Origin of the sequence: Pseudoalteromonas sp. Bsw20308 (assembly GCF_000310105.2) — a bacterium.
GTDB lineage: Bacteria > Pseudomonadota > Gammaproteobacteria > Enterobacterales > Alteromonadaceae > Pseudoalteromonas > Pseudoalteromonas fuliginea.
Genome location: NZ_CP013138.1, coordinates 515,258 through 535,068, shown reverse-complemented (window position 1 = coordinate 535,068; position 19,811 = coordinate 515,258). Strand labels below are relative to the sequence as shown.

The following is a 19,811-nucleotide window of genomic DNA, read 5'->3' as shown; positions in this document are numbered from 1 at the left end:
TTAACCAGAGTTCCGATTAAGTAAGGAGATATTTTGACTCGTTCAATTCTATTTAGGCTGGTTATTACTACATTAAGCGCTATGGTTTTTGTTTTACTTTGCTTTGGTGTTTATGATTACACCGCACAAAGCAATCAATTAAAGCTAAAGCTTGATACTGAAATCAATCTTGCAAAAGAGCGTATTGGACTGTCACTACCCAATGCGATGTGGAACTTCCAAGATGAATTAGCCAAAAAGCTAATAAATGCCGAAGTTGCATCCCAAAATATATCCAAAATAGTAGTATACGATACGAATGGAGAGGTATTCGTTGAAACAGATGGTGCAGAAACACCATCAATGACACAAACTGAGTTATTCTACGATGATGCAGGAACGCAAAATAAAGTAGGCAAAATTAATCTTTATATTGAGTTTAGTCATATTGAGGCTGTGCTACTTGAACTGGCTATTTTTTCGGTTATAGAAATATTACTACTCGTCACTATTTTAGCTGGAGTTTTAATCTATATTTTCAAAAAATTAGTTGCTCAACCATTATCTGAAGTGGCTGAAAAAATGGCAACCATTGCCAATGGCGATGGTGATTTAACACAAGAGATAATTGTTCGTCGCAACGACGAAATAGGCCAACTCGCGGCTTCATTCAACCAATTTGAACACAAAATTGCTGAGCTTATTAACGGTGTGAAACTATCAGTAGAGGATTCCTTTAACGTTGCTGGGAGTATTTCTAATGTTAGCAGCGAAGGTGTTCACTATTTAACAGAACAACAATCAGAAACAGACCAGATAGCAACTGCAATTACGCAAATGGCATCGTCTGCGGTAGAAATTGAAAATAATGCCAAATTAACGCTAAGCTCCGCCGAAACAGCAAATATAGATGCAAAAAAAGTTCATGATGCATTCCTAAGCTCTATAAATTCAATAGAGAACTTGGTGGGACAATTAGATGAAGCATCAACGGTAATTGCTAGTCTTGAAAATAGCGTGCAAGATATTGTATCTATGCTGGATGTTATTCAAGCGATAGCTGAACAAACCAATTTGCTAGCATTAAATGCCGCTATTGAAGCAGCCAGAGCTGGTGAGCAAGGCCGTGGATTTGCTGTTGTTGCAGATGAAGTACGCTCTTTAGCAAGTAGAACACAAACGAGTACAGCTGAAATTCATGAAACAATTAACAAATTACAACAAGGCTCACAATCTGCTGTTAATGTTATGGGCTTAAGTAAAAGTATGAGTCAAGAAAGCATGAGTGCTGCAAATGCAGCCAGTGAATTAATAGAAAATATATCTGAAGTAATAGAATCTATTACACATATGTCGAGTCACATCTCTAGTGCTGTATCAGAGCAGAGCACTGTTGCTGAAGATCTAAGTAAAAATATCAATGAAGTTGTCAGTGCTGGTCAAAACAGCATGGGGAAAATTGAACAAGTTCAAACATATTCAGAAGATATGAAAACACTCGCTCTTAAACTGAAAAAATCAGTAACTGTTTTTAAAACGTAAAGAAAATAAGCCTTTCAGATATTAGCTAAAAGGCTTATTTTTTATTCCGACTTTTGCTCTCGGCCTAATAGCGCCATAGCTGCATCTTTCATGTCTTTATTTTCATAAAGAACTTTATAAATTTGTTCAGTAATTGGCATTTCTACACCAGTGCGCTGCGCTAACAAATACACTTCTTTAGTATTTCTAAAGCCTTCAACAACTTGGCCAATTGACTTAATAGCAGCATCTACACTTTCGCCTTTACCCAGCGCTAAACCAAATCGACGATTACGTGATTGGTTATCTGTACAGGTTAGTATTAAATCACCAAGGCCAGCCATTCCCATAAAGGTTTCTGGCTTGGCGCCAAGAGCACAACCTAGACGAGTAAGTTCGGCAAGTCCCCTCGTTATGAGCGCTGTACGTGCATTTGCACCAAAGCCTACGCCATCCGAAATACCGGCACCAATTGCAATTACATTTTTAACCGCACCACCAAGTTGAATGCCAATAAAGTCATCATTGTTATACACTCGGAATGAGCGACCACAATGAAGTAAATCCGCAAGCTGCTGGGCAAATTCAGGCGACGTAGAAGACACAGAAATAGCCGTAGGTGAACCCATCGCCATTTCTTTTGCAAATGTAGGACCCGAAAGTACCGCAAGTGGAATATCATCTCCCAATTCTTGCAGTGCAACTTCTTGTAACAAGCGTCCAGTATTAGGCTCAAGCCCTTTGGTAGCCCATGCTACTTTCGCGCCTTTTTGTAATGCTGGTTTAATTTGCTGAAGTGTATCACCAAAAGCATGGCTTGGCACAACAACAAGTACAATAGCGCTGCTAGCAACGGCACGTTGTAAGTTGGCTTCAAGAGTAAGAGTATCTGGAAAAGGGGCATCTGGTAAGTAACGTTGATTTTTCCGCTCAGCTGCAAGCGTGGCAACGTCGTCGCTATTTCTTCCCCAAAGTGTCACGTTGTGACCATTTCGGGCTAAACAAATAGCAAGGGCGGTGCCGTAAGACCCCGCCCCTAATACAGTAACAGCTGTAGTTGCTGTATTCATGAGTTATGCGTCTGCTGTAACCTGGTCAGCAGGCGCAGTACGTTGTTGCATGTACTGTGCAAATAACGCATCAAAATTTACTGGCGCAAGATTAAGCTGTGGGAATGTACCACGGTTAACAAGGTTTGATACAGCTTCACGTGCATATGGAAATAACACGTTAGGGCAAAATGCACCTAGCATATGTGCAAGTTGCACTTCTTCAACATCAGCAATAGTAAAAATACCCGCTTGTTGAATTTCACATAAAAACGCAGTTTCTTCACCAAGCGAAGCAGTTACTGTTAATGCCAAAACAACTTCAAATACACCCTCATCTAACTTGTTAGAACGTGTATCTAAATCTAACTTAACTTCTGGCGTCCATTCTTTTTGAAAAATAGCCGGAGAGTTTGGTGTTTCAAACGACACATCTTTAGTGTAAATACGCTGAATAGTAAATTGTGCGCCGGCTTCTGCAGCTGCTACGTTTTGAGTTTCTTCGTTCATTGTTATTCCTAACTTGTTCGTTATTATAATTAAATTAAGCGTTTAGCTTAGCGTCAAGTTTACCTTGCGCTTCAATAGCCATCATGTCGTCGCAGCCACCGATATGTTCATCATTAATAAAAATTTGCGGTACTGTGCTTGCACCACCTGCTTTGGCAATCATTTCATCGCGTAGCTCAGGCTGTACACCAATATCATAATTTGTGTATTCAACGCCTTTGCTGTTTAAAAGCGAAAGAGCACGCTGACAAAATGGACAATACGCCTTGGTGTATAAAACAACATTACTCATAATAAATCCTCTATCGGCCTAGCTAAACTGATTAGCGACCTGTTGTAGTTGGTAAGCTAGCAGATTGCCACGCACCCATGCCACCGGCTAATAAGTAAACTCGTTCAAAACCAGCTTTACTCATAGCGGCTGCAGTACCTTGGGCAGTCATACCTGTAGTACATACAACTATAATGGGTTTAGTCTTGTACTTTTCAAGGCTTGAAAAGTCAGATTTTTTCGCATTCTCTGGGCTTAAGTGCTCAGCACCAGAAATACGCCCTGCATTAAACTCTTTTTGCGCACGTATATCGATTACTTGACCGTCATCACGGTTAATAAGTAACGTAAGCTGCTGAGGATTTATTTGACGAACAGCTGAAAACTTACTTTTTATCCAGCCACTAACAATAAGAAATACAATACCCACCCAAGCAAGGCTTAAAATTGGGTGATTGGTGATAAATTCAATATATTGATCCATTCGACTTCCACTATAAATTACATCCTAAAACGTAGTGTTTTAGATATTTTAGACTTTAGCCACGCAAGTATACCCAAACCAACTTAAAATGCGAGTTTAGACGTTGTTTAAAAGTACATAAAACGCCCCATATATACCTTATCTAAGTGTGTGTTTACGTTTTTCAGCAGAGTGAAAAAAATTAATATGCGGCTTTGCATGCTGACCCTAGTTACAAAACACGGTATGCTAAAGCCAAACAGGTGCTAACTTTCAGGAGTGACTATGACAGAACATAAAAAACCACTGGTATTAATGATTTTAGACGGTTGGGGGTATCGCGAAGATGAGCAAAGTAATGCTATTTTGGCGGCAAACACGCCAGTACTAGACAACTTATGGGCTACACGCCCTCATACATTAATTTCAGCTTCGGGCTTTGATGTTGGTCTTCCTGATGGGCAAATGGGCAACTCTGAAGTTGGCCATGTAAACTTAGGGGCTGGACGAGTAGTTTATCAAGACTTTACTCGTATCACCAAAGCCATTAATGATGGCGAATTTGATTCAACACCTGCACTTGTTGAAAATATAGATAAAGCTGTGAAAGCAGGTAAAGCCGTTCATATTATGGGCCTATTGAGCCCCGGCGGTGTGCACAGCCACGAAGATCATATCGTTGCAAGTATTGAACTTGCTGCTAAACGTGGTGCTAAAGAAGTCTATTTTCACGCGTTTTTAGATGGCCGTGACACACCACCACGTAGCGCTAAAGCGTCTATTGAACGTATTGAAGCATTATTTAGCGAGCTTAAATGCGGTCGTTTGGCTTCATTAATTGGCCGTTACTACGCCATGGACCGAGATAATCGCTGGAATCGTGTAGAGAAAGCCTATAACGTAATGACTCTTGCCGAGGGTGATTTTAATTACGATAACGGCGTAATAGCACTTGAAGCTGCATATGAGCGCGACGAAAACGACGAATTTGTAGCTGCCACTACAATTACCCCTGCAGGCGCGACACCTGCAACAATAAATGATGACGATACTATTATATTTGCTAATTTTAGAGCAGATAGAGCCCGCGAAATTACACGTGCATTTGTTGAACCTGATTTTGATGGGTTTACTAAAAAAAGAACGCCTGAGCTTAGTGCTTTTGTAATGATGACAGAATACGCAGCCGACATTAACGCACCAGTGGCATTTGGTCCTACGCCTTTAGTTAATGTTTTAGGTGAATGGTTTGAAAAAAATGGTAAAACTCAACTACGTATTTCTGAAACCGAAAAGTACGCACACGTTACGTTTTTCTTTAGTGGCGGGCGCGAAAGTGAATTTGAAGGCGAAACACGCGAACTAATTCCTTCGCCGCAAGTAGCAACGTACGATTTACAACCAGAAATGAATTCAGAAATGTTAACCGACAAGCTGGTAGCTGCAATAAAAAGCGGTAAATACGATGCTATTATTTGCAACTACCCTAACGGCGATATGGTTGGTCATTCTGGTGTATTTGAGGCTGCTGTTAAAGCCTGTGAAGCTGTAGATAGCTGCATTGGACGTGTTATTGATGCGCTAGAAGAGTTTGGTGGTGAAGCGTTAATAACAGCTGACCATGGTAATGCTGAGCAAATGGCTGATCTCAAAACAGGCCAAGCACATACCGCCCACACTAGCGAACCGGTGCATTTTATTTATGTTGGTCGCGATGCAGAGCCAATGCAAGGTAAAGCCTTAAGTGATGTAGCCCCAACAATGCTTCACTTAATGGGTATGGAGCAACCAAGAGAAATGACTGGTACGCCTATCATGATGTTGAAATAAAATGAATAAACGTATTAACCGGTTAATTAAGTGCGGCTTAATACTTACTTCGTTAGCGGCTGCACCTGCAGTCGCTAACGAAGACCGCACTAAAAAAGATTTATCCGAAGTACAAAACGCGCTTGAACAAAATCAAGCGCAATATAATGAACAACGAAAAAAAATAGCAAAACTACAAAAAAATCTCAAAAGTCATGAGCTCAACATAGCAAAAAATGCTAAAGCGCTTAATATGGCTGAGCAATCGGTTAAAAAAAACCAACAGCAGCAAAAACTGCAACAACAAAAAGCAGAACAACTTGATCAAAAACACGCCCTATTTCAGCGCATTTTAGCCGCGCAATTAAAAAGTGCCTATATGGCTGGCGGCGATGACTACTCTAAAATGATTTTGAACCAAGAAGACACAGCAAAATTTGAGCGCACTCTCAGTTATTACAATTACTTAAATAAAGCCAGGATAGAGCAAATTGAAGACCTAAAAGCCCTTCAAGAGGAAATAGCTTCTAATCAGATGGAGCTGGCTAAAACAAAACAAAGGTTAATCGCTTTACATGACGAACAAAAAAGGCGTCAAACTGCTTTGCTTAACGCTCAAAGTGAACGCCAAGCAAATCTTAAAAACTTACAAGCTCAGCTCACAAGTACCAAAAGCTCTATTAATTACCTTAAAGAAAACCAACAAACTTTAATTACAACCATTGAAGAGCTTGAAAAAGAGAAAACGCAAAAGATCGAATTACTCGGCCTAAATAAAAGTAAGGGTAAACTAAATTGGCCGACCAGAGGTAAGTTAGAACACACCTTTGGCCAGCGTAAGCATGGCGGTATTGATTGGAAAGGCGTATTAATTGGTGCAAAAGAAGGCGTGAATGTTAATAGCGTGCACAATGGCCAAGTTGTATTTGCCGATTGGCTAAAAGGTTATGGCTGGGTGATCGTTGTTGATCATGGTGAAGGCTTTATGAGTTTATACGGCCATGCACAGACACTCCTCAGAGATGTTGGCGATATGGTTAGAGAAGGTGAAACTTTAGCTTTAGTTGGCCAAAGCGGCGGACAAGCAAGTTCTGGTCTATACTTTGAAATACGCCACAAAGGACGCGCAGTAAATCCTGTAAAATGGTGCAGACGCATTTAATTGAATAAACCGCTGCACCGCTCTGGAGCAGCTGATGAAAAACAAAACCCCAACGACATTCTACGAAAAAAAACAAAACACAGGTTTCATTTTAAGCCTGTGTTTACTTGTCTTTATTTTCTTTATCAATAGCGCCTCTGCCAGCTCAGTAAAACAATTGAAGAGGCAACAAATAGACGAAATTTTATTTAATATTCATGCTTATTATGTTGATGACTTAGAATTACAAAATAGCATGCATATAAAATACAACAATCATCAATTTGAACGCTTATATTCAAAGCTCGATCCTTATTCTAAATACCTCGACGAGCATGAACTCACTGCGTTATTTGACAACACAAACGGTCGTTACACAGGCCTTGGTATTGAAGTTAAAAATATTGACGAGCAAATGACTATTATCGATGTTGTTAATAACTCTCCGGCCAAAAATGCAGGGATTTTACCTAACGATATTATAATTAGTATTAATAACCATACTGTTGCAACACTTACAATTGACCAAGTAGCTGCTTTAATAAGGGACAGTAAGTTTGCAAGCATTCACTTAACAGTGCAACGTAATACAAATAAAACCCATATACCTTTTGATGTTACCCGCACCCAAATAGATTTAGAAAGTGTAACCAGTCAGCTTTTAGATACCGGCACTGGCTATTTAGCTATCAATAGCTTTTCCAATCACACACTACATGAGGTAGCAATACAAGTTGCAGCCATGCAAAATCACTATGGTTACCCACTCAAAGGACTGGTCATCGATTTACGCGACAATCCTGGTGGCACCTTAAAAAGTGCTGTGGCAGTATCAGACCTGTTTTTACAAAGCGGCACTATTGTAACCACTAAGGGGCGTTTTTTTGATGCAAATCAAGCCTTTTACGCCAAGCACGGTGATGTGTTAAAAGGTGCACCAATTGTGGTACTCATAAATGAAAACTCGGCTTCAGCAGCTGAAATTTTAGCGGCTGCTTTAAAAGATAATAATCGTGCAAAGATTGTAGGAAGCCAGTCATTCGGTAAAGGCTCTGTTCAATCTCTCATCCCATTAGGTGACGGTAATACAGCCTTAAAACTGACTACAGCAAAATACTTTACGCCTTCAGGTAAATCAATTGATGGTGTAGGAATAACGCCCGATGTGGCGATTAATCAAACAAACCTTTCACAAAACAATAAAGCCGTTATAATAAAAAACGAACAGACTAAAGGTACTCAGCAATTACTTTCAAGTAATTTGGCTGATTTACAATTAGTTAAAGCAAAACAGTTGCTCAGTATGCAATAACATTCGCTTTATTTAGAGCAACTTACTGAGCTTAATAAGATAATAAAAATTATAAATTTGAAAACTATTAACGCAAGCATTACAACGTGGCTTTTATTAGTCACTTGCTTTGTCTCTTTTGATGTTAAAGCGAAGCAAATAGCAATCGTAATTGACGATATAGGCTACCATCAAAGAGATTTAGAGTTCTTAACCTTACCAGGGCAATTGTCATATTCAATTTTGCCTCACACCCCCTATTCGCAAGCTTTTGCTTCGCTAGCGAGTCAGTCAAATAAAGAGCTATTACTTCATGTGCCCATGCAGGCGCTAAATGGGAAAAAACTAGGCCCCGGCGCGCTTACATTAAGTATGAGTAAAGAGCAGCTCCAGCAAACTCTAGGCACTGCCTTAGCTAGTCTGCCACAAGTTAAGGGCGTTAATAATCATATGGGCTCAGCACTAACACAACAAAGCCAAGCTATGAAATGGACAATGGAAGTGCTTAAAAAACGCCATTTATACTTTTTAGATAGTCGTACCACAGATTTAAGCCAAGCTCAAAATGCGGCAAACTTTTTAGGTGTTGCTAATATTAGCCGCCAAGTATTTTTAGACAACATTATCACCCCCGAGCAATTGCAGTTAAGGTTTGATGAATTAAAACAACAAGCAACCGATCACAATTTTGCCATTGCTATCGCTCACCCGTATCCTGAAACTATTGATTTTTTACGTGAAGCGTTACCACAGTTAATAGATCAAGGCTTTGAACTTGTGCCGGTTTCGCAGCTGGTTGAGCGTAAATACATTCAATTGGCGCAGGCTGAGGGGAAAGGGGTTAGTACTCGATGATATGTACTTTAATAAGGAAATTATATGTATAGCAAACATGAAAAATAACTAATTTTTTTCCTTGCTGATTATTTTCTGAATCATGGTAAAGAAATACAAACAATTAAACTCCATAGCCAAAGCTTTTACTCTGAAGCTTCAATTAACAAGCTACGTAATTTTCATTTAATAAAATTTATTGTTGCTGAAGTTATAGAGATTTCACCTACCATGATTTCTGAAAGAGAAAAATTAAAAGCCCCACCCAACCATTTTCAAACTTCAAAAGTATGGTGGTTTAGTAAATCTTGGGCTGTCGCGTTAACTACATTAATTATAATTTTACCAGCCATAAAAACATATATAGATATTCTCAGTTACTTATTTAGAGTAGAACCGGTTATCAATTTTAGCACTAGGCAGGTGAAAGTTTACGGCCGTAAACAAAAAAGCCCCGCATTTTCATGCAGGGCTTTTTAAATTTTGCTGCTTGAGCTGTGTTTAACTCATAGCGCTTTGTAACTTTTTCATCGCTGTTTTTTCAAGCTGACGAACACGTTCGGCTGATACACTGTACTTTTGTGCAAGCTCTTGAAGAGTCGCCTTATCATCAGACAACCAACGTGCGCTAACAATATCTTGCGAGCGTTCATCAAGTGTTTTAAGTGCGCTAAATAAACGCGTATGCGCCTGCTCTTTCCACTGTTGTTGTTCAACGTCGTCAGCCAGATCAGCTGCACCATCCGTTAAATATTGTACTGGAGAGTAAGTACTTGTTGGTGCGTTATCATCGTCGTCACCTGTCAAGTCGAAGCCCATGTCTTGGCCGCTCATACGCGATTCCATTTCACGAACTTCCTTTTCACTCACACCTAACTCGCTCGCAACAGTGCTAACTTCTGCTTGGTTAAACCAACCTAAACGCTTTTTATTTTTGCGAAGATTAAAAAACAATTTACGTTGTGCTTTAGTTGTCGCAACTTTAACTATGCGCCAATTTTTAAGCACAAACTCATGAATTTCTGCTTTAATCCAATGAACTGCAAACGATACTAAACGAACTCCCACTGTAGGGTCGAAACGCTTTACCGCTTTCATCAGGCCTATATTGCCCTCTTGGATTAAGTCTGCTTGTGGTAAACCATAGCCCGAGTAGCTTTTAGCAATATGTGCTACAAAGCGTAAATGCGACATAATGAGTTGCTTGGCAGCACTAAGATCGCCTTCTTCCTGAAGCCTTTTAGCAAGCTCTTGTTCTTGTTCAACCTTAAGCATAGGAATAGTGCTTACCGCTTGAAGGTAACCGTCCATGCTTGCGCTTTGTTGTCCGACTGTAAGTGCCATTGCGTATAAATCTTTACTCATTTTTCACCTCGGTGATAAACATTTGAAACCATCTTAGCACTCTTTAACCAAGAGTGCTAACCCCAATTTAAAACTTTTTTTAATCATAAATCAAGAGGTTTTTTTGCGTTATTTAAGTCTACTATAAGCGGCTGAATAAGTGATGAATTAAAGGGATGCAAGAGGTTCACCTCATCGCAGCACCTCATTTATAACTTATTACCTTGAGGAGAATAGTACACAAACATGACAGTTTTAATAAAGGAGGTACTACCCAACCCGATAGCATACGCATACCGAGCAGGGTTAGTTCACTTATATGGTACATAAGCATCGAACGACTAATAGATTCGAATTATACTTTATCGGGTTCTATTTCTTTAATGTATCGATTTACAGAAAGATACGAACCAATAAAGCCCAAGCTTGTTGCAAGTAAAACTAACAGGCCAAACTCTTTTAATGTTAAACCAATTAACGAAAAACTTGTTTGGTAAACACCTGCTACACTACTAACAGCAGAAGATAGCCACCACATCATTAAAGCAACCGATATGAAGGCAAATAGCCCACCGATAACACCATACCAAATACCCGTCCATAAAAATGGTGCATGAATAAATGTATTAGTAGCCCCAACTAATTTCATTACTTGTATTTCTTCTTTTTTATCCATAATAGATAAACGAATAGTATTACCAATAATAAGCGTGACTGAAGTAAGTAACAGTAGCGTGATCGTTATTACACTCTCTTTTAACAAACTCAACAATGCATTTAAACGCTCTAACCATGCTATATCGAGCTTACCAAAATCAACCTCACGCTCAGCTTCCAGCTTAGTTAAAAGAGCTCTAGCTGCATTAGGCTGACGATCACGCTTAGTTGGCGTGACCAACACAACATCAGGAAGTGGGTTACTATCTAAGTACTCTAATGCTTGCCCAAACCCCGAGACACTTTTAAACTCTGTAAGTGCTTGCTGCTTTGAAATAAATGCCACACTCTCAACTTCGGGATACAGTGCTAAACGTTTCACCAAAGTTTGTGTTTGTTGCTCGCTCATCGTCTCTTTTACAAACAAAGATATTTCGCTTGCTTCTTCAAACCCGCTACTGACTTGTTGAACATTTTTAACCACTAAATAAAGTGTTGCTGGTAGCGTTAAACTCAAACCTAGTACAGCAATTGTCATCATCGAAGCTAAAGGCGTACGCCACATTTCACCAAGGCTGTGTATTCCTTGACGAAAAATATTAATAATAAAAAAATAACCGCCAGCTAATATAGATTTTTTTTGCTTTTCGTTTTTATTTTGGCGCCCCTTAAATAGTAAGCTCATAAAACCTCCTGCGCTAAGGGGTCTTGAAGCATTCGCCCGTCTTTTAAAGTTAAGCTTCTATATCTCATACGCGCAACCAAGCCCAAATCATGAGTAGCAATAAGCACGGTTGTACCGTGTTTATTAAAATCTTCAAATAATCGTAAAATTTCCATCGAAAGTTCAGGGTCAAGGTTACCTGTAGGCTCATCGGCCAATAAAATTGGTGGCGAGTTAACTATCGCGCGAGCAATACCTACGCGCTGTTGTTCGCCGCCAGAAAGCATAGACGGGTGGCACTTCACTTTATCAATTAAGCCCACTTTATCGAGCGCCCCATGAACCCGCTTTGCAATTTGATTATGATGAGTACCCTCAATAATTAATGGCAATGCCACATTATCAAATACAGTATGGCGCTCTAATAAGCGATGATTCTGAAAAATAATACCAATGTCACGACGGGCATAGGGAATTTGACGCGAGTTAACCTTATTTAAATCAACACCGTTGATAAACACGTTACCCGCAGATGGGCGCTCCATTAAGCTAATTAACTTTAATAACGTACTTTTACCTGCACCACTGTGACCAGTTAAAAATGCAAGTTCGCCCGGCTTAATATGAAAATTAACTTTTTCAAGGGCCCGATGCCCTCCTGGGTAGGTTTTACTTACTTGCTGAAAATTTATCATTTTTTATTATGCCAACCTCATCATAAACACGAATGCAATTGGTATTCCTCGCAATTAAAAAGGGAGCAAGCTCCCTCTTAGTAAATTAAACGTCGTCCTCATCTTGGCTAAATAACGCATCAATAAAGTCATCACTCTTAAAAGTACGTAAATCATCGATACTTTCGCCAACACCAATATAACGAATTGGAATATTAAACTTATCAGCCACCGCAAAAATAACACCACCTTTTGCAGTTCCATCAAGTTTAGAAAGGGTAATACCAGTTAAGCCTACACACTGATTAAACAAATTCACTTGGCTAATCGCATTTTGCCCTGTGCCTGCGTCAATCGTTAACATCACTTCATGCGGCGCATCAGGGTCAATTTTTTTCATTACACGCGCTATTTTTTCAAGCTCTTGCATTAAATTATCTTTATTTTGCAAGCGCCCAGCTGTATCGGCGATTAATACATCCACTTTACGGGCTTTTGCGGCTTGAAATGCGTCAAAAACAACTGAAGCACTATCAGCGCCAGTGTGTTGTGCAATAACAGGAATACTATTACGCTCACCCCATACTTGAAGTTGCTCAACAGCAGCCGCTCTAAACGTATCACCAGCAGCCAACATAACCGACTTACCTTCGTTTTGAAATTGCTTAGCCAGTTTACCAATAGTCGTGGTTTTACCTACACCATTCACACCCACCATCAGTATTACAAATGGTTTTTTATCAGTTGGTATCACTAAAGGCTGCTCTGCAGTTTTAAGCATAGTGGCCATTTCTTGTTTCATTAGCTCGTAAAGTGCATCGCCATCTTTTAACTGTTTACGATTAGCCCCATCTGTTAATCGATCGATTAACTTCATGGTTGTATCAACGCCCAAATCGGCAGTTAATAGCTGGGTTTCCAGCTCTTCAAATAAATCGTCATCAATTTTTTTGCCGCTAAATATAGACGCAAATCCAGATCCAATATTAACGCGAGTTTTTAATAAGCCTTTTTTAAGGCGAGAAAAAAAACCTTCTTTTTTGGGTTTATCTTCTTTCTCCGCTTTAAGTTTTTCAGCCTCAATACTCGCTTGCTCTAAACGCTCACTTTCAACTTTTTCAGCCGCAACTCGCGCTTGCTCTAAACGCTCGGTTTCAGCTTTTTCAGCCTCAATACGCGCTTGCTCTAAACGCTCGGTTTCAACTTTTTCAGCCTCAATACGTGCTTGCTCTAAACGCTCGGTTTCAACTTTTTCAGCCTCAATACGTGCTTGCTCTAAACGCTCGGTTTCAACTTTTTCAGCTGCAACACGCGCCAGCTCTAAACGCTCGGTTTCAGCTTTTTCAGCCTCAATACGTGCTTGCTCTAAACGCTCGGTTTCAACTTTTTCAGCCTCAATACGCGCTTGCTCTAAACGCTCGGTTTCAACTTTTTCAGCTACAACACGCGCTTGTTCTAGACGATCGCTTTCAGCTTGTTCAGCTGCAACTCGTGCTTGCTCTAAACGATCGCTTTCAGCTTTTTCAGCCTCAATACGTGCTTGCTCTAAACGCTCGGTTTCAACTTTTTCAGCCTCAATACGTGCTTGCTCTAAACACTCGGCTTCAGCTTTTTCAGCCGCAATTCGCTCTTGCTCAAGGCGCATTTGCATTTCTTGTTCGGCTAAACGCTGTTGCAGCTCTAATTGTTTTGCGTGGGCATCAGCTTGTTCTTTTGCCAATAATTCAGCATTTGCTTGTTCAACCGCTAACTTTTCAGCTTGCTCTGCATCGTGCTTCTCAGTTTCAGCGCGCTCTTGCTCTATACGCTCAGCTTCTTGTTGTTCGGCCAACGCTTGTTGGTTATTAGTTTCTTTTACTTGCTCTGCTTGTTTTTCATCTGACTTACCAAAACCAAACCAAGACAGGAATTTACTTTTTTTTGCCATACTTGCTAATAACCACTTATAAAAATCTGATAAACTAAAATTTGAAAATAGCTTTATTGTGCTCGGCAATATCTGCCAGCAAAAAAACAGTTCAAAACATTAAGAGCTAAATAGTAACACTTTTAATGCAGTTGAAAAATGAAGCTATACGTAATCTACTGCAATATTATCTGAGCTAGATCCCAGATACCATTTTTTAGTGAGCTAAATGAGAAATAAAACGGCGCAAAATAAAGTAATTAATAAATCAAGTGATGGCTTTATTAGAATTATAAGCGGTCAATTTCGTGGCAGAAAGCTACCAGTAAAGGATGTGCAAGGTCTGCGTCCAACCACCGATCGCATAAAAGAAACAGTATTTAACTGGTTAATGCAAGATACACGAGATACAAACGTACTTGATTGCTTTGCCGGCTCTGGTGGTTTAGGGTTTGAAGCATTATCTCGTTTTGCTAAAAGCGCTACTTTTATTGAGCTTGATTTATTAGCAGCAACGCAATTAGAACACAATATAACAACTTTAAAATTGCAAAACGCGCACGTAAAAAATATAAATACATTATCGTTTTTAGAACAAAAAAACCTAAATGAACCTTTTGACCTCGTTTTCGTTGATCCCCCTTTTCGTAAAAACCTAGCCCAAATTAGCTGCGATTTTTTAGAAAAGAATCAATGGCTCAGCTCAGAAGCTTTAATTTACGTTGAAGTTGAAAGTGATTTAAACTCATTCACAAAACCAGATAACTGGCTGTTAATTAAAGAAAAAAAAGCTGGCCAAGTGTTTTCTAGGTTGTACCAACGCCAATCAAATTAATACTGTTTTACATGATGTGTTTCTGTTAATATTGTCCTTTACATGTGGTGTTGCTTCGGATTACAATACCGCACCATTTTTGAACCACTTGATCAATGTTTGATCAACTTGAGCAACGCTCATAATTTAGGTAGGTGAATTTTTAATGCCAGTAATTAAAGTAAGAGAGAACGAACCGTTTGACGTAGCACTTCGTCGCTTCAAGCGTTCATGTGAAAAAGCAGGAATCCTTTCAGAAGTTCGTCGTCGCGAGCACTATGAAAAACCAACAGCTGAACGTAAACGTAAAAAAGCTGCTGCAGTTAAACGTCACATGAAAAAACTTTCTCGTGATAACGCTCGTCGCGTTAAATTATACTAATATATTAGGTTTTGTATAAATGAGCCTTTTAATAACGCTAAAAGATGCGCAAAAAGATGCGATGAGAGCCAAAGACAAGCAACGTCTTAACCCTATTCGTATGGTACTTGCTGCAATCAAGCAACGTGAAATTGACGAGCAAATAACGCTAGACGACGCAGGTATTACCTCCGTTATAGTGAAGCTTGTTAAACAACGTCGTGACTCTTACACTCAGTACAAAGATGCTGGGCGTGATGATTTAGCTGATATTGAAGCCAATGAAATAGTAGCGCTTGAAACTTTTTTACCTCAACAATTGAGTGAAGAAGAAATCATTGCTCTCATTGACGCGGCTATTGCTGATACTAATGCAGCAGGTATGCAAGACATGGGTAAAGTAATGGGTATAATCAAAAGCAAGGCTGAGGGTCGCGCCGATATGGGCAAGATCTCTGGTTTAATTAAGCAACGATTAACTGCCTAATACTCCCACATACATTAAAGTATGATTGAAGTAAACCGAGCCTTGTGCTCGGTTTCTTTGTTTTTAACTTTAATAAAAAGTGCTTCAATGTGGTTATTTAAAGATAAAATTATTTATAGCTACTCTGTTTATTTAGCTTTCGTTTTGGTAAGTTAAAGCACGTTATACTCTGCGCCAAGCGAGTATAAAAAGTAAATTTCACATTCGTTATTTTTATCATTATCTCAGGACTGCATTTTACTAATGGCTGGAAAGATCCCACGTAACTTTATAGACGATTTACTTGCCAGAACCGATATTGTCGACCTGATAGACTCAAAAGTAGGTCTAAAAAAAGCAGGTAAAGATTATCAAGCTTGCTGCCCTTTTCATAATGAAAAGTCCCCTTCGTTCACGGTATCTCAAGATAAGCAGTTTTATCATTGTTTTGGCTGTGGCGCTAACGGGAATGCGATTTCATTTATAATGGAATACGAAAAGCTCGAGTTTGTTGATGCTATTGAAGAAATAGCCAGCATGCTTAATTTAGAAGTACCTCGAGAACAAGGCACAAGTTCAGCACCAGAACGCACCGCAGCACAAAAGCGCTCTGATTACGATTTAATGCTCCACACAGCACGCTTTTATCAACACCAATTAAAACACCACAGCAATTCAACGGCTGTAATAGACTACGTTAAGGGCCGAGGTTTAAGTGGTGAAATAGTTAAAAAATTTATGATTGGTTACGCTCCAAGTGAATGGGATGGTTTATGCCTACAGCTTGGCCGCAACAAAGAACAAAAAGAGCAATTAGTTGAACTAAAGCTCGCTTCAGAAAAAACACCCGGTAGACAATTTGATTTTTTCCGCGACCGCTTAATGTTCCCTATTCGCGATAAACGCGGACGTGTTATCGCCTTTGGTGGGCGTGTAATGCAAGCCGACCAAGGTCCTAAATATTTAAACTCTCCTGAAACCAGAATTTTTCATAAAGGTTTTGAGTTATATGGTTTATATGAGGCAAAACAAGCTCATAAAAAGTTAGATCATGTACTTATTGTAGAAGGTTATATGGATGTGGTGGCGCTTGCTGAACAAGGTATTGAATATGCTGTTGCTGCACTTGGTACTGCAACTACGAGCGAACACATGCACACCCTTTTTAGAACAACAGATAAAGTTATTTGTTGTTACGATGGGGATCGCGCAGGGCGAGATGCAGCGTGGCGAGCACTTGAAAACGCTCTTCCTTATTTGAATGACGGAAAAGCCTTAAATTTTGTTTTTTTACCCGATGGTGAAGACCCTGACTCTTTAGTACAAAAAGAAGGTAAAGAGCTGTTTGAACAACGCTTGAGTGAAGCCGATGACTTTACAAAAGTATTATTCAATAAATTAAGCCTAGAAATAGATTTAACACTCGATTCTGGCAAGGCAAAATTACTTAGTGCTGCACTGCCATTAATAGAAAAAATACCCAGTGAGTTTTATCAAGAAAACATTCTTGAACAACTCGGTCGTTTAATTGGTCGAACACGTGAGCAGCTTAATAATCGCTTAAAAACACCTAAGCAACAGCACTCTATTGAGCGAAAATTTAAAATAACACCTATGCGACAGGCCATTGGTATTTTAATTCAGCACCCACAATTGGCTAAAAGTATTCCTTATTTGCCCGATTTAGCGCAAATGAGCATAGCCGGTATTGGATTATTACTGCGCCTACAAGAACAAGCATTAGAAAAAGAGAATGTTACCACCGCGCAATTACTCGAATTTTTTAGAGGAACTGAAGATTACGAGCCATTAATAAAGCTTGCAACGTGGCAACACGAAATAAATGAAGAACGTTTAGAGACTGTTTTTCAAAATACTTTTAAATTTATTGAAGATCAGTGTTTAAATTATCGACTAGAGACCTTATTAATAAAGGACAAGACACAAGGTCTCAATAGCGATGAAAGACTTGAATGTCATTTGTTAATGACAGCGTTAAAAGCCACTAACAGCTAGTCAGATTTGATTTAAACTGTTATACTGTGCTATTCACTGCGTCACATTATTCTAGTTGGCTTAAATGCAAACTACATGATGGCGCCTGTTGTATCAACTTATCAGAGTGGAAGAAAAAATCTCTATGGATCCAACTCCTCAGTCACAATTAAAACTTCTGATTCAGAAAGGTAAAGAGCAAGGCTACTTAACTTTTGCAGAAGTAAATGATCACCTTCCACAAGACATTATAGACTCAGATCAAGTAGAAGATATCATAAGCATGATTAATGATATGGGTATCAAGGTTAGCGAAAATGCGCCTGATGCTGATGAATTAATGATGCAAGAAACAACGACAGACGAAGACGCAGCAGAAGCTGCCGCTGCAGCCCTTGCGACTGTAGAAAAAGAAATCGGCCGTACAACTGATCCGGTACGCATGTACATGCGTGAAATGGGTACTGTTGAACTTCTGACACGTGAAGGCGAAATTGTAATCGCTAAACGTATTGAAGAAGGCATTAATCAAGTTCAGATTTCTGTTGCAGAGTACCCTGAAGCAATCACTTACCTACTTGAACAGTGGGATAAGTTTGAAGCTGAAGAAATGCGTTTAAGCGATATCATCGTTGGATTTATCGATCCGAATGAAGATACAGCGCCAATTTCAGCAACTAATATTGGTTCAGAATTAAGTGCTAAGCAACTTGACGACGATGATAAAGACGACAAAGACGATGCTGATAGCGACGATGAAGATGAAGAAGAGATAGACACAGGACCAGATCCTGAAGAAGCTCGCATTCATTTTGAAAATCTACGTGATTTATACAACAAAGCACGTGATACGTTTGAAGCTAAAGGTCGTTCGCACCCTGAATCACAAGCAGCCATTTTTGAAATTGGCGAGCTTTTCAGAACCTTTAAATTAATACCTAAACAGTTTGACCGCATGGTAAATAACATGCGTGAAATGATGGACAGAGTTCGCGTTCAAGAACGTCTAATCATGAAACAAGCTGTACAAATTGCTAAATTACCGAAGAAAACGTTCGTTAAGCACTTTGCTAACAACGAAACTGACGCTTCTTGGGTTGATTTAGAAATTTCAGGTAACGAAAAGTATTCAGCTAAGCTTGAAGAAGTTAAGCCAGAAATCATTCGTAGTATTAATAAATTATCTGTTATTGAACAAACAACAGGTTTAAGCATTGAGCGTATTAAAGACATTAACCGTCGAATGAGCATTGGTGAAGCGAAAGCACGCCGCGCGAAAAAAGAAATGGTTGAAGCTAACTTACGTCTTGTAATCTCAATTGCTAAAAAATATACAAACCGTGGCTTACAATTCTTGGATTTGATCCAAGAAGGTAACATTGGTCTGATGAAAGCCGTTGATAAGTTTGAATATCGCCGTGGTTATAAGTTCTCTACTTATGCTACGTGGTGGATACGTCAAGCAATCACTCGCTCTATTGCTGACCAAGCAAGAACAATCCGTATTCCGGTACATATGATTGAAACGATTAATAAACTTAACCGTATTTCTCGTCAAATGTTACAAGAAATGGGTCGTGAGCCAAATCCAGAAGAATTAGCAGAACGCATGATGATGCCTGAGGATAAAATCCGTAAGGTACTTAAGATTGCTAAAGAGCCAATTTCAATGGAAACACCAATCGGTGATGATGAAGATTCTCACTTAGGTGACTTTATCGAAGATACAACCATTGATTCGCCAATCGATTCGGCAACAATGGAGTCTCTTCGAGGCGCAACTAACGATGTACTTGCAGGCCTAACAGCTCGTGAAGCTAAAGTACTACGTATGCGTTTTGGTATTGATATGAATACCGACCACACCTTAGAAGAAGTAGGTAAACAGTTTGACGTAACACGTGAACGTATTCGTCAAATAGAAGCGAAAGCGCTGCGTAAATTACGCCACCCTTCTCGCTCAGATTTACTGAAAAGCTTTTTAGACGCTAAATAATTTAGCGCTACTATATAAACTAAAAAGGCCGCTATAGCGGCCTTTTTTCTATTTGAAGGAAATAAC

The 19,811-nt window shown here is 39.4% G+C and carries 18 protein-coding genes; 10 read left to right on the top strand and 8 right to left on the bottom strand.

Going from position 1 to position 19,811, the window contains the following annotated elements; all coding sequences use genetic code 11:
• Nucleotides 1-33: 33 nt before the first annotated feature.
• Nucleotides 34-1,521 carry a methyl-accepting chemotaxis protein gene (locus D172_RS02250; RefSeq protein WP_007376040.1) on the top strand — a complete coding sequence of 496 codons (1,488 nt, stop codon included), beginning with the start codon at nucleotides 34-36 and terminating at the stop codon, nucleotides 1,519-1,521.
• 41 nt (nucleotides 1,522-1,562) lie between these two features.
• Here the strand turns inward: D172_RS02250 and gpsA are convergent, their stop codons facing one another.
• From gpsA to D172_RS02230, 4 genes are read right to left on the bottom strand one after another with little or no spacing between them, the layout of a single operon-like run.
• Nucleotides 1,563-2,570, bottom strand: coding sequence for an NAD(P)H-dependent glycerol-3-phosphate dehydrogenase (gpsA, locus tag D172_RS02245; protein ID WP_007376039.1), 1,008 nt, complete (start codon nucleotides 2,568-2,570; stop codon nucleotides 1,563-1,565).
• 3 nt (nucleotides 2,571-2,573) lie between these two features.
• Nucleotides 2,574-3,059, bottom strand: a complete 486-nt coding sequence (gene secB, locus D172_RS02240; RefSeq protein WP_007376038.1) for a protein-export chaperone SecB — start codon at nucleotides 3,057-3,059, stop codon at nucleotides 2,574-2,576.
• 34 nt (nucleotides 3,060-3,093) lie between these two features.
• Nucleotides 3,094-3,351, bottom strand: a complete 258-nt coding sequence (gene grxC / locus D172_RS02235; RefSeq protein WP_002957783.1) for a glutaredoxin 3 — start codon at nucleotides 3,349-3,351, stop codon at nucleotides 3,094-3,096.
• 31 nt (nucleotides 3,352-3,382) lie between these two features.
• The gene (locus tag D172_RS02230) at nucleotides 3,383-3,814 is read right to left on the bottom strand and encodes a rhodanese-like domain-containing protein (RefSeq protein ID WP_007376037.1); all 432 of its coding nucleotides are present in this window, start codon (nucleotides 3,812-3,814) and stop codon (nucleotides 3,383-3,385) included.
• A gap of 264 nt (nucleotides 3,815-4,078) precedes the next feature.
• On the opposite strand from D172_RS02230, the gene gpmM reads away from it, so the two are divergent.
• The 4 genes from gpmM to D172_RS02210 all read left to right on the top strand — a co-directional run bounded on the left by gpmM (nucleotide 4,079) and on the right by D172_RS02210 (nucleotide 8,889).
• Nucleotides 4,079-5,623 (top strand): 2,3-bisphosphoglycerate-independent phosphoglycerate mutase, encoded by a 1,545-nt coding sequence (gpmM, locus tag D172_RS02225; protein WP_007376036.1) that lies wholly within the window; start codon nucleotides 4,079-4,081, stop codon nucleotides 5,621-5,623.
• A 1-nt stretch (nucleotide 5,624) separates the two neighbouring features.
• Nucleotides 5,625-6,764 (top strand): murein hydrolase activator EnvC family protein, encoded by a 1,140-nt coding sequence (locus D172_RS02220; protein WP_007376035.1) that lies wholly within the window; start codon nucleotides 5,625-5,627, stop codon nucleotides 6,762-6,764.
• Between the two features lie 34 nt (nucleotides 6,765-6,798).
• Nucleotides 6,799-8,055 (top strand): S41 family peptidase, encoded by a 1,257-nt coding sequence (locus tag D172_RS02215; protein WP_007376034.1) that lies wholly within the window; start codon nucleotides 6,799-6,801, stop codon nucleotides 8,053-8,055.
• A 66-nt stretch (nucleotides 8,056-8,121) separates the two neighbouring features.
• Nucleotides 8,122-8,889 carry a divergent polysaccharide deacetylase family protein gene (locus D172_RS02210; protein ID WP_420713806.1) on the top strand — a complete coding sequence of 256 codons (768 nt, stop codon included), beginning with the start codon at nucleotides 8,122-8,124 and terminating at the stop codon, nucleotides 8,887-8,889.
• 480 nt (nucleotides 8,890-9,369) lie between these two features.
• On the opposite strand, the gene rpoH is transcribed toward D172_RS02210, so the two are convergent.
• The 4 genes from rpoH to ftsY all read right to left on the bottom strand — a co-directional run bounded on the left by rpoH (nucleotide 9,370) and on the right by ftsY (nucleotide 14,134).
• Nucleotides 9,370-10,233: an RNA polymerase sigma factor RpoH gene (gene rpoH, locus D172_RS02205; protein WP_007376032.1), complete on the bottom strand. Its 864-nt coding sequence runs from the start codon at nucleotides 10,231-10,233 to the stop codon at nucleotides 9,370-9,372.
• 334 nt (nucleotides 10,234-10,567) lie between these two features.
• Entirely contained in the window at nucleotides 10,568-11,554 is a 987-nt protein-coding gene (gene ftsX / locus D172_RS02200) for a permease-like cell division protein FtsX (protein WP_007376031.1), read from the bottom strand.
• A complete protein-coding gene (ftsE, locus tag D172_RS02195) occupies nucleotides 11,551-12,228 on the bottom strand; it encodes a cell division ATP-binding protein FtsE (RefSeq protein WP_007376030.1) in 678 nt (225 codons plus the stop codon). Before ftsE ends, ftsX begins: the two co-directional genes overlap by 4 nt.
• Nucleotides 12,229-12,313: 85 nt before the next feature.
• Entirely contained in the window at nucleotides 12,314-14,134 is a 1,821-nt protein-coding gene (gene ftsY / locus D172_RS02190) for a signal recognition particle-docking protein FtsY (protein WP_007376029.1), read from the bottom strand.
• Between the two features lie 208 nt (nucleotides 14,135-14,342).
• On the opposite strand from ftsY, the gene rsmD reads away from it, so the two are divergent.
• From rsmD to rpoD, 5 genes are all read left to right on the top strand, one after another.
• The gene (gene rsmD / locus D172_RS02185) at nucleotides 14,343-14,948 is read left to right on the top strand and encodes a 16S rRNA (guanine(966)-N(2))-methyltransferase RsmD (RefSeq protein ID WP_007376028.1); all 606 of its coding nucleotides are present in this window, start codon (nucleotides 14,343-14,345) and stop codon (nucleotides 14,946-14,948) included.
• A gap of 145 nt (nucleotides 14,949-15,093) precedes the next feature.
• Complete coding sequence (gene rpsU, locus D172_RS02180) at nucleotides 15,094-15,309, top strand: 30S ribosomal protein S21 (protein WP_002957797.1); 216 nt, start codon at nucleotides 15,094-15,096, stop codon at nucleotides 15,307-15,309.
• Between the two features lie 19 nt (nucleotides 15,310-15,328).
• Nucleotides 15,329-15,775, top strand: coding sequence for a GatB/YqeY domain-containing protein (locus D172_RS02175; RefSeq protein WP_007376027.1), 447 nt, complete (start codon nucleotides 15,329-15,331; stop codon nucleotides 15,773-15,775).
• A 243-nt stretch (nucleotides 15,776-16,018) separates the two neighbouring features.
• The gene (gene dnaG, locus D172_RS02170) at nucleotides 16,019-17,770 is read left to right on the top strand and encodes a DNA primase (protein WP_007376025.1); all 1,752 of its coding nucleotides are present in this window, start codon (nucleotides 16,019-16,021) and stop codon (nucleotides 17,768-17,770) included.
• 124 nt (nucleotides 17,771-17,894) lie between these two features.
• Nucleotides 17,895-19,745 carry an RNA polymerase sigma factor RpoD gene (gene rpoD, locus D172_RS02165; RefSeq protein WP_007376024.1) on the top strand — a complete coding sequence of 617 codons (1,851 nt, stop codon included), beginning with the start codon at nucleotides 17,895-17,897 and terminating at the stop codon, nucleotides 19,743-19,745.
• The last annotated feature ends 66 nt before the right edge of the window (nucleotides 19,746-19,811 follow it).

Bases quoted from the DNA above. Each gene is read 5' to 3' on its own strand.
- rpoH (WP_007376032.1), bottom strand. From the start codon at position 10,233: ATGAGTAAAGATTTATACGCAATGGCACTTACAGTCGGACAACAAAGC.
- rpoD (WP_007376024.1), top strand. From the start codon at position 17,895: ATGGATCCAACTCCTCAGTCACAATTAAAACTTCTGATTCAGAAAGGT.
- gpmM (WP_007376036.1), top strand. From the start codon at position 4,079: ATGACAGAACATAAAAAACCACTGGTATTAATGATTTTAGACGGTTGG.
- rsmD (WP_007376028.1), top strand. From the start codon at position 14,343: ATGAGAAATAAAACGGCGCAAAATAAAGTAATTAATAAATCAAGTGAT.
- ftsE (WP_007376030.1), bottom strand. From the start codon at position 12,228: ATGATAAATTTTCAGCAAGTAAGTAAAACCTACCCAGGAGGGCATCGG.
- gpsA (WP_007376039.1), bottom strand. From the start codon at position 2,570: ATGAATACAGCAACTACAGCTGTTACTGTATTAGGGGCGGGGTCTTAC.
- grxC (WP_002957783.1), bottom strand. From the start codon at position 3,351: ATGAGTAATGTTGTTTTATACACCAAGGCGTATTGTCCATTTTGTCAG.
- D172_RS02220 (WP_007376035.1), top strand. From the start codon at position 5,625: ATGAATAAACGTATTAACCGGTTAATTAAGTGCGGCTTAATACTTACT.
- ftsX (WP_007376031.1), bottom strand. From the start codon at position 11,554: ATGAGCTTACTATTTAAGGGGCGCCAAAATAAAAACGAAAAGCAAAAA.
- secB (WP_007376038.1), bottom strand. From the start codon at position 3,059: ATGAACGAAGAAACTCAAAACGTAGCAGCTGCAGAAGCCGGCGCACAA.
- rpsU (WP_002957797.1), top strand. From the start codon at position 15,094: ATGCCAGTAATTAAAGTAAGAGAGAACGAACCGTTTGACGTAGCACTT.
- D172_RS02230 (WP_007376037.1), bottom strand. From the start codon at position 3,814: ATGGATCAATATATTGAATTTATCACCAATCACCCAATTTTAAGCCTT.
- dnaG (WP_007376025.1), top strand. From the start codon at position 16,019: ATGGCTGGAAAGATCCCACGTAACTTTATAGACGATTTACTTGCCAGA.
- D172_RS02215 (WP_007376034.1), top strand. From the start codon at position 6,799: ATGAAAAACAAAACCCCAACGACATTCTACGAAAAAAAACAAAACACA.
- ftsY (WP_007376029.1), bottom strand. From the start codon at position 14,134: ATGGCAAAAAAAAGTAAATTCCTGTCTTGGTTTGGTTTTGGTAAGTCA.
- D172_RS02175 (WP_007376027.1), top strand. From the start codon at position 15,329: ATGAGCCTTTTAATAACGCTAAAAGATGCGCAAAAAGATGCGATGAGA.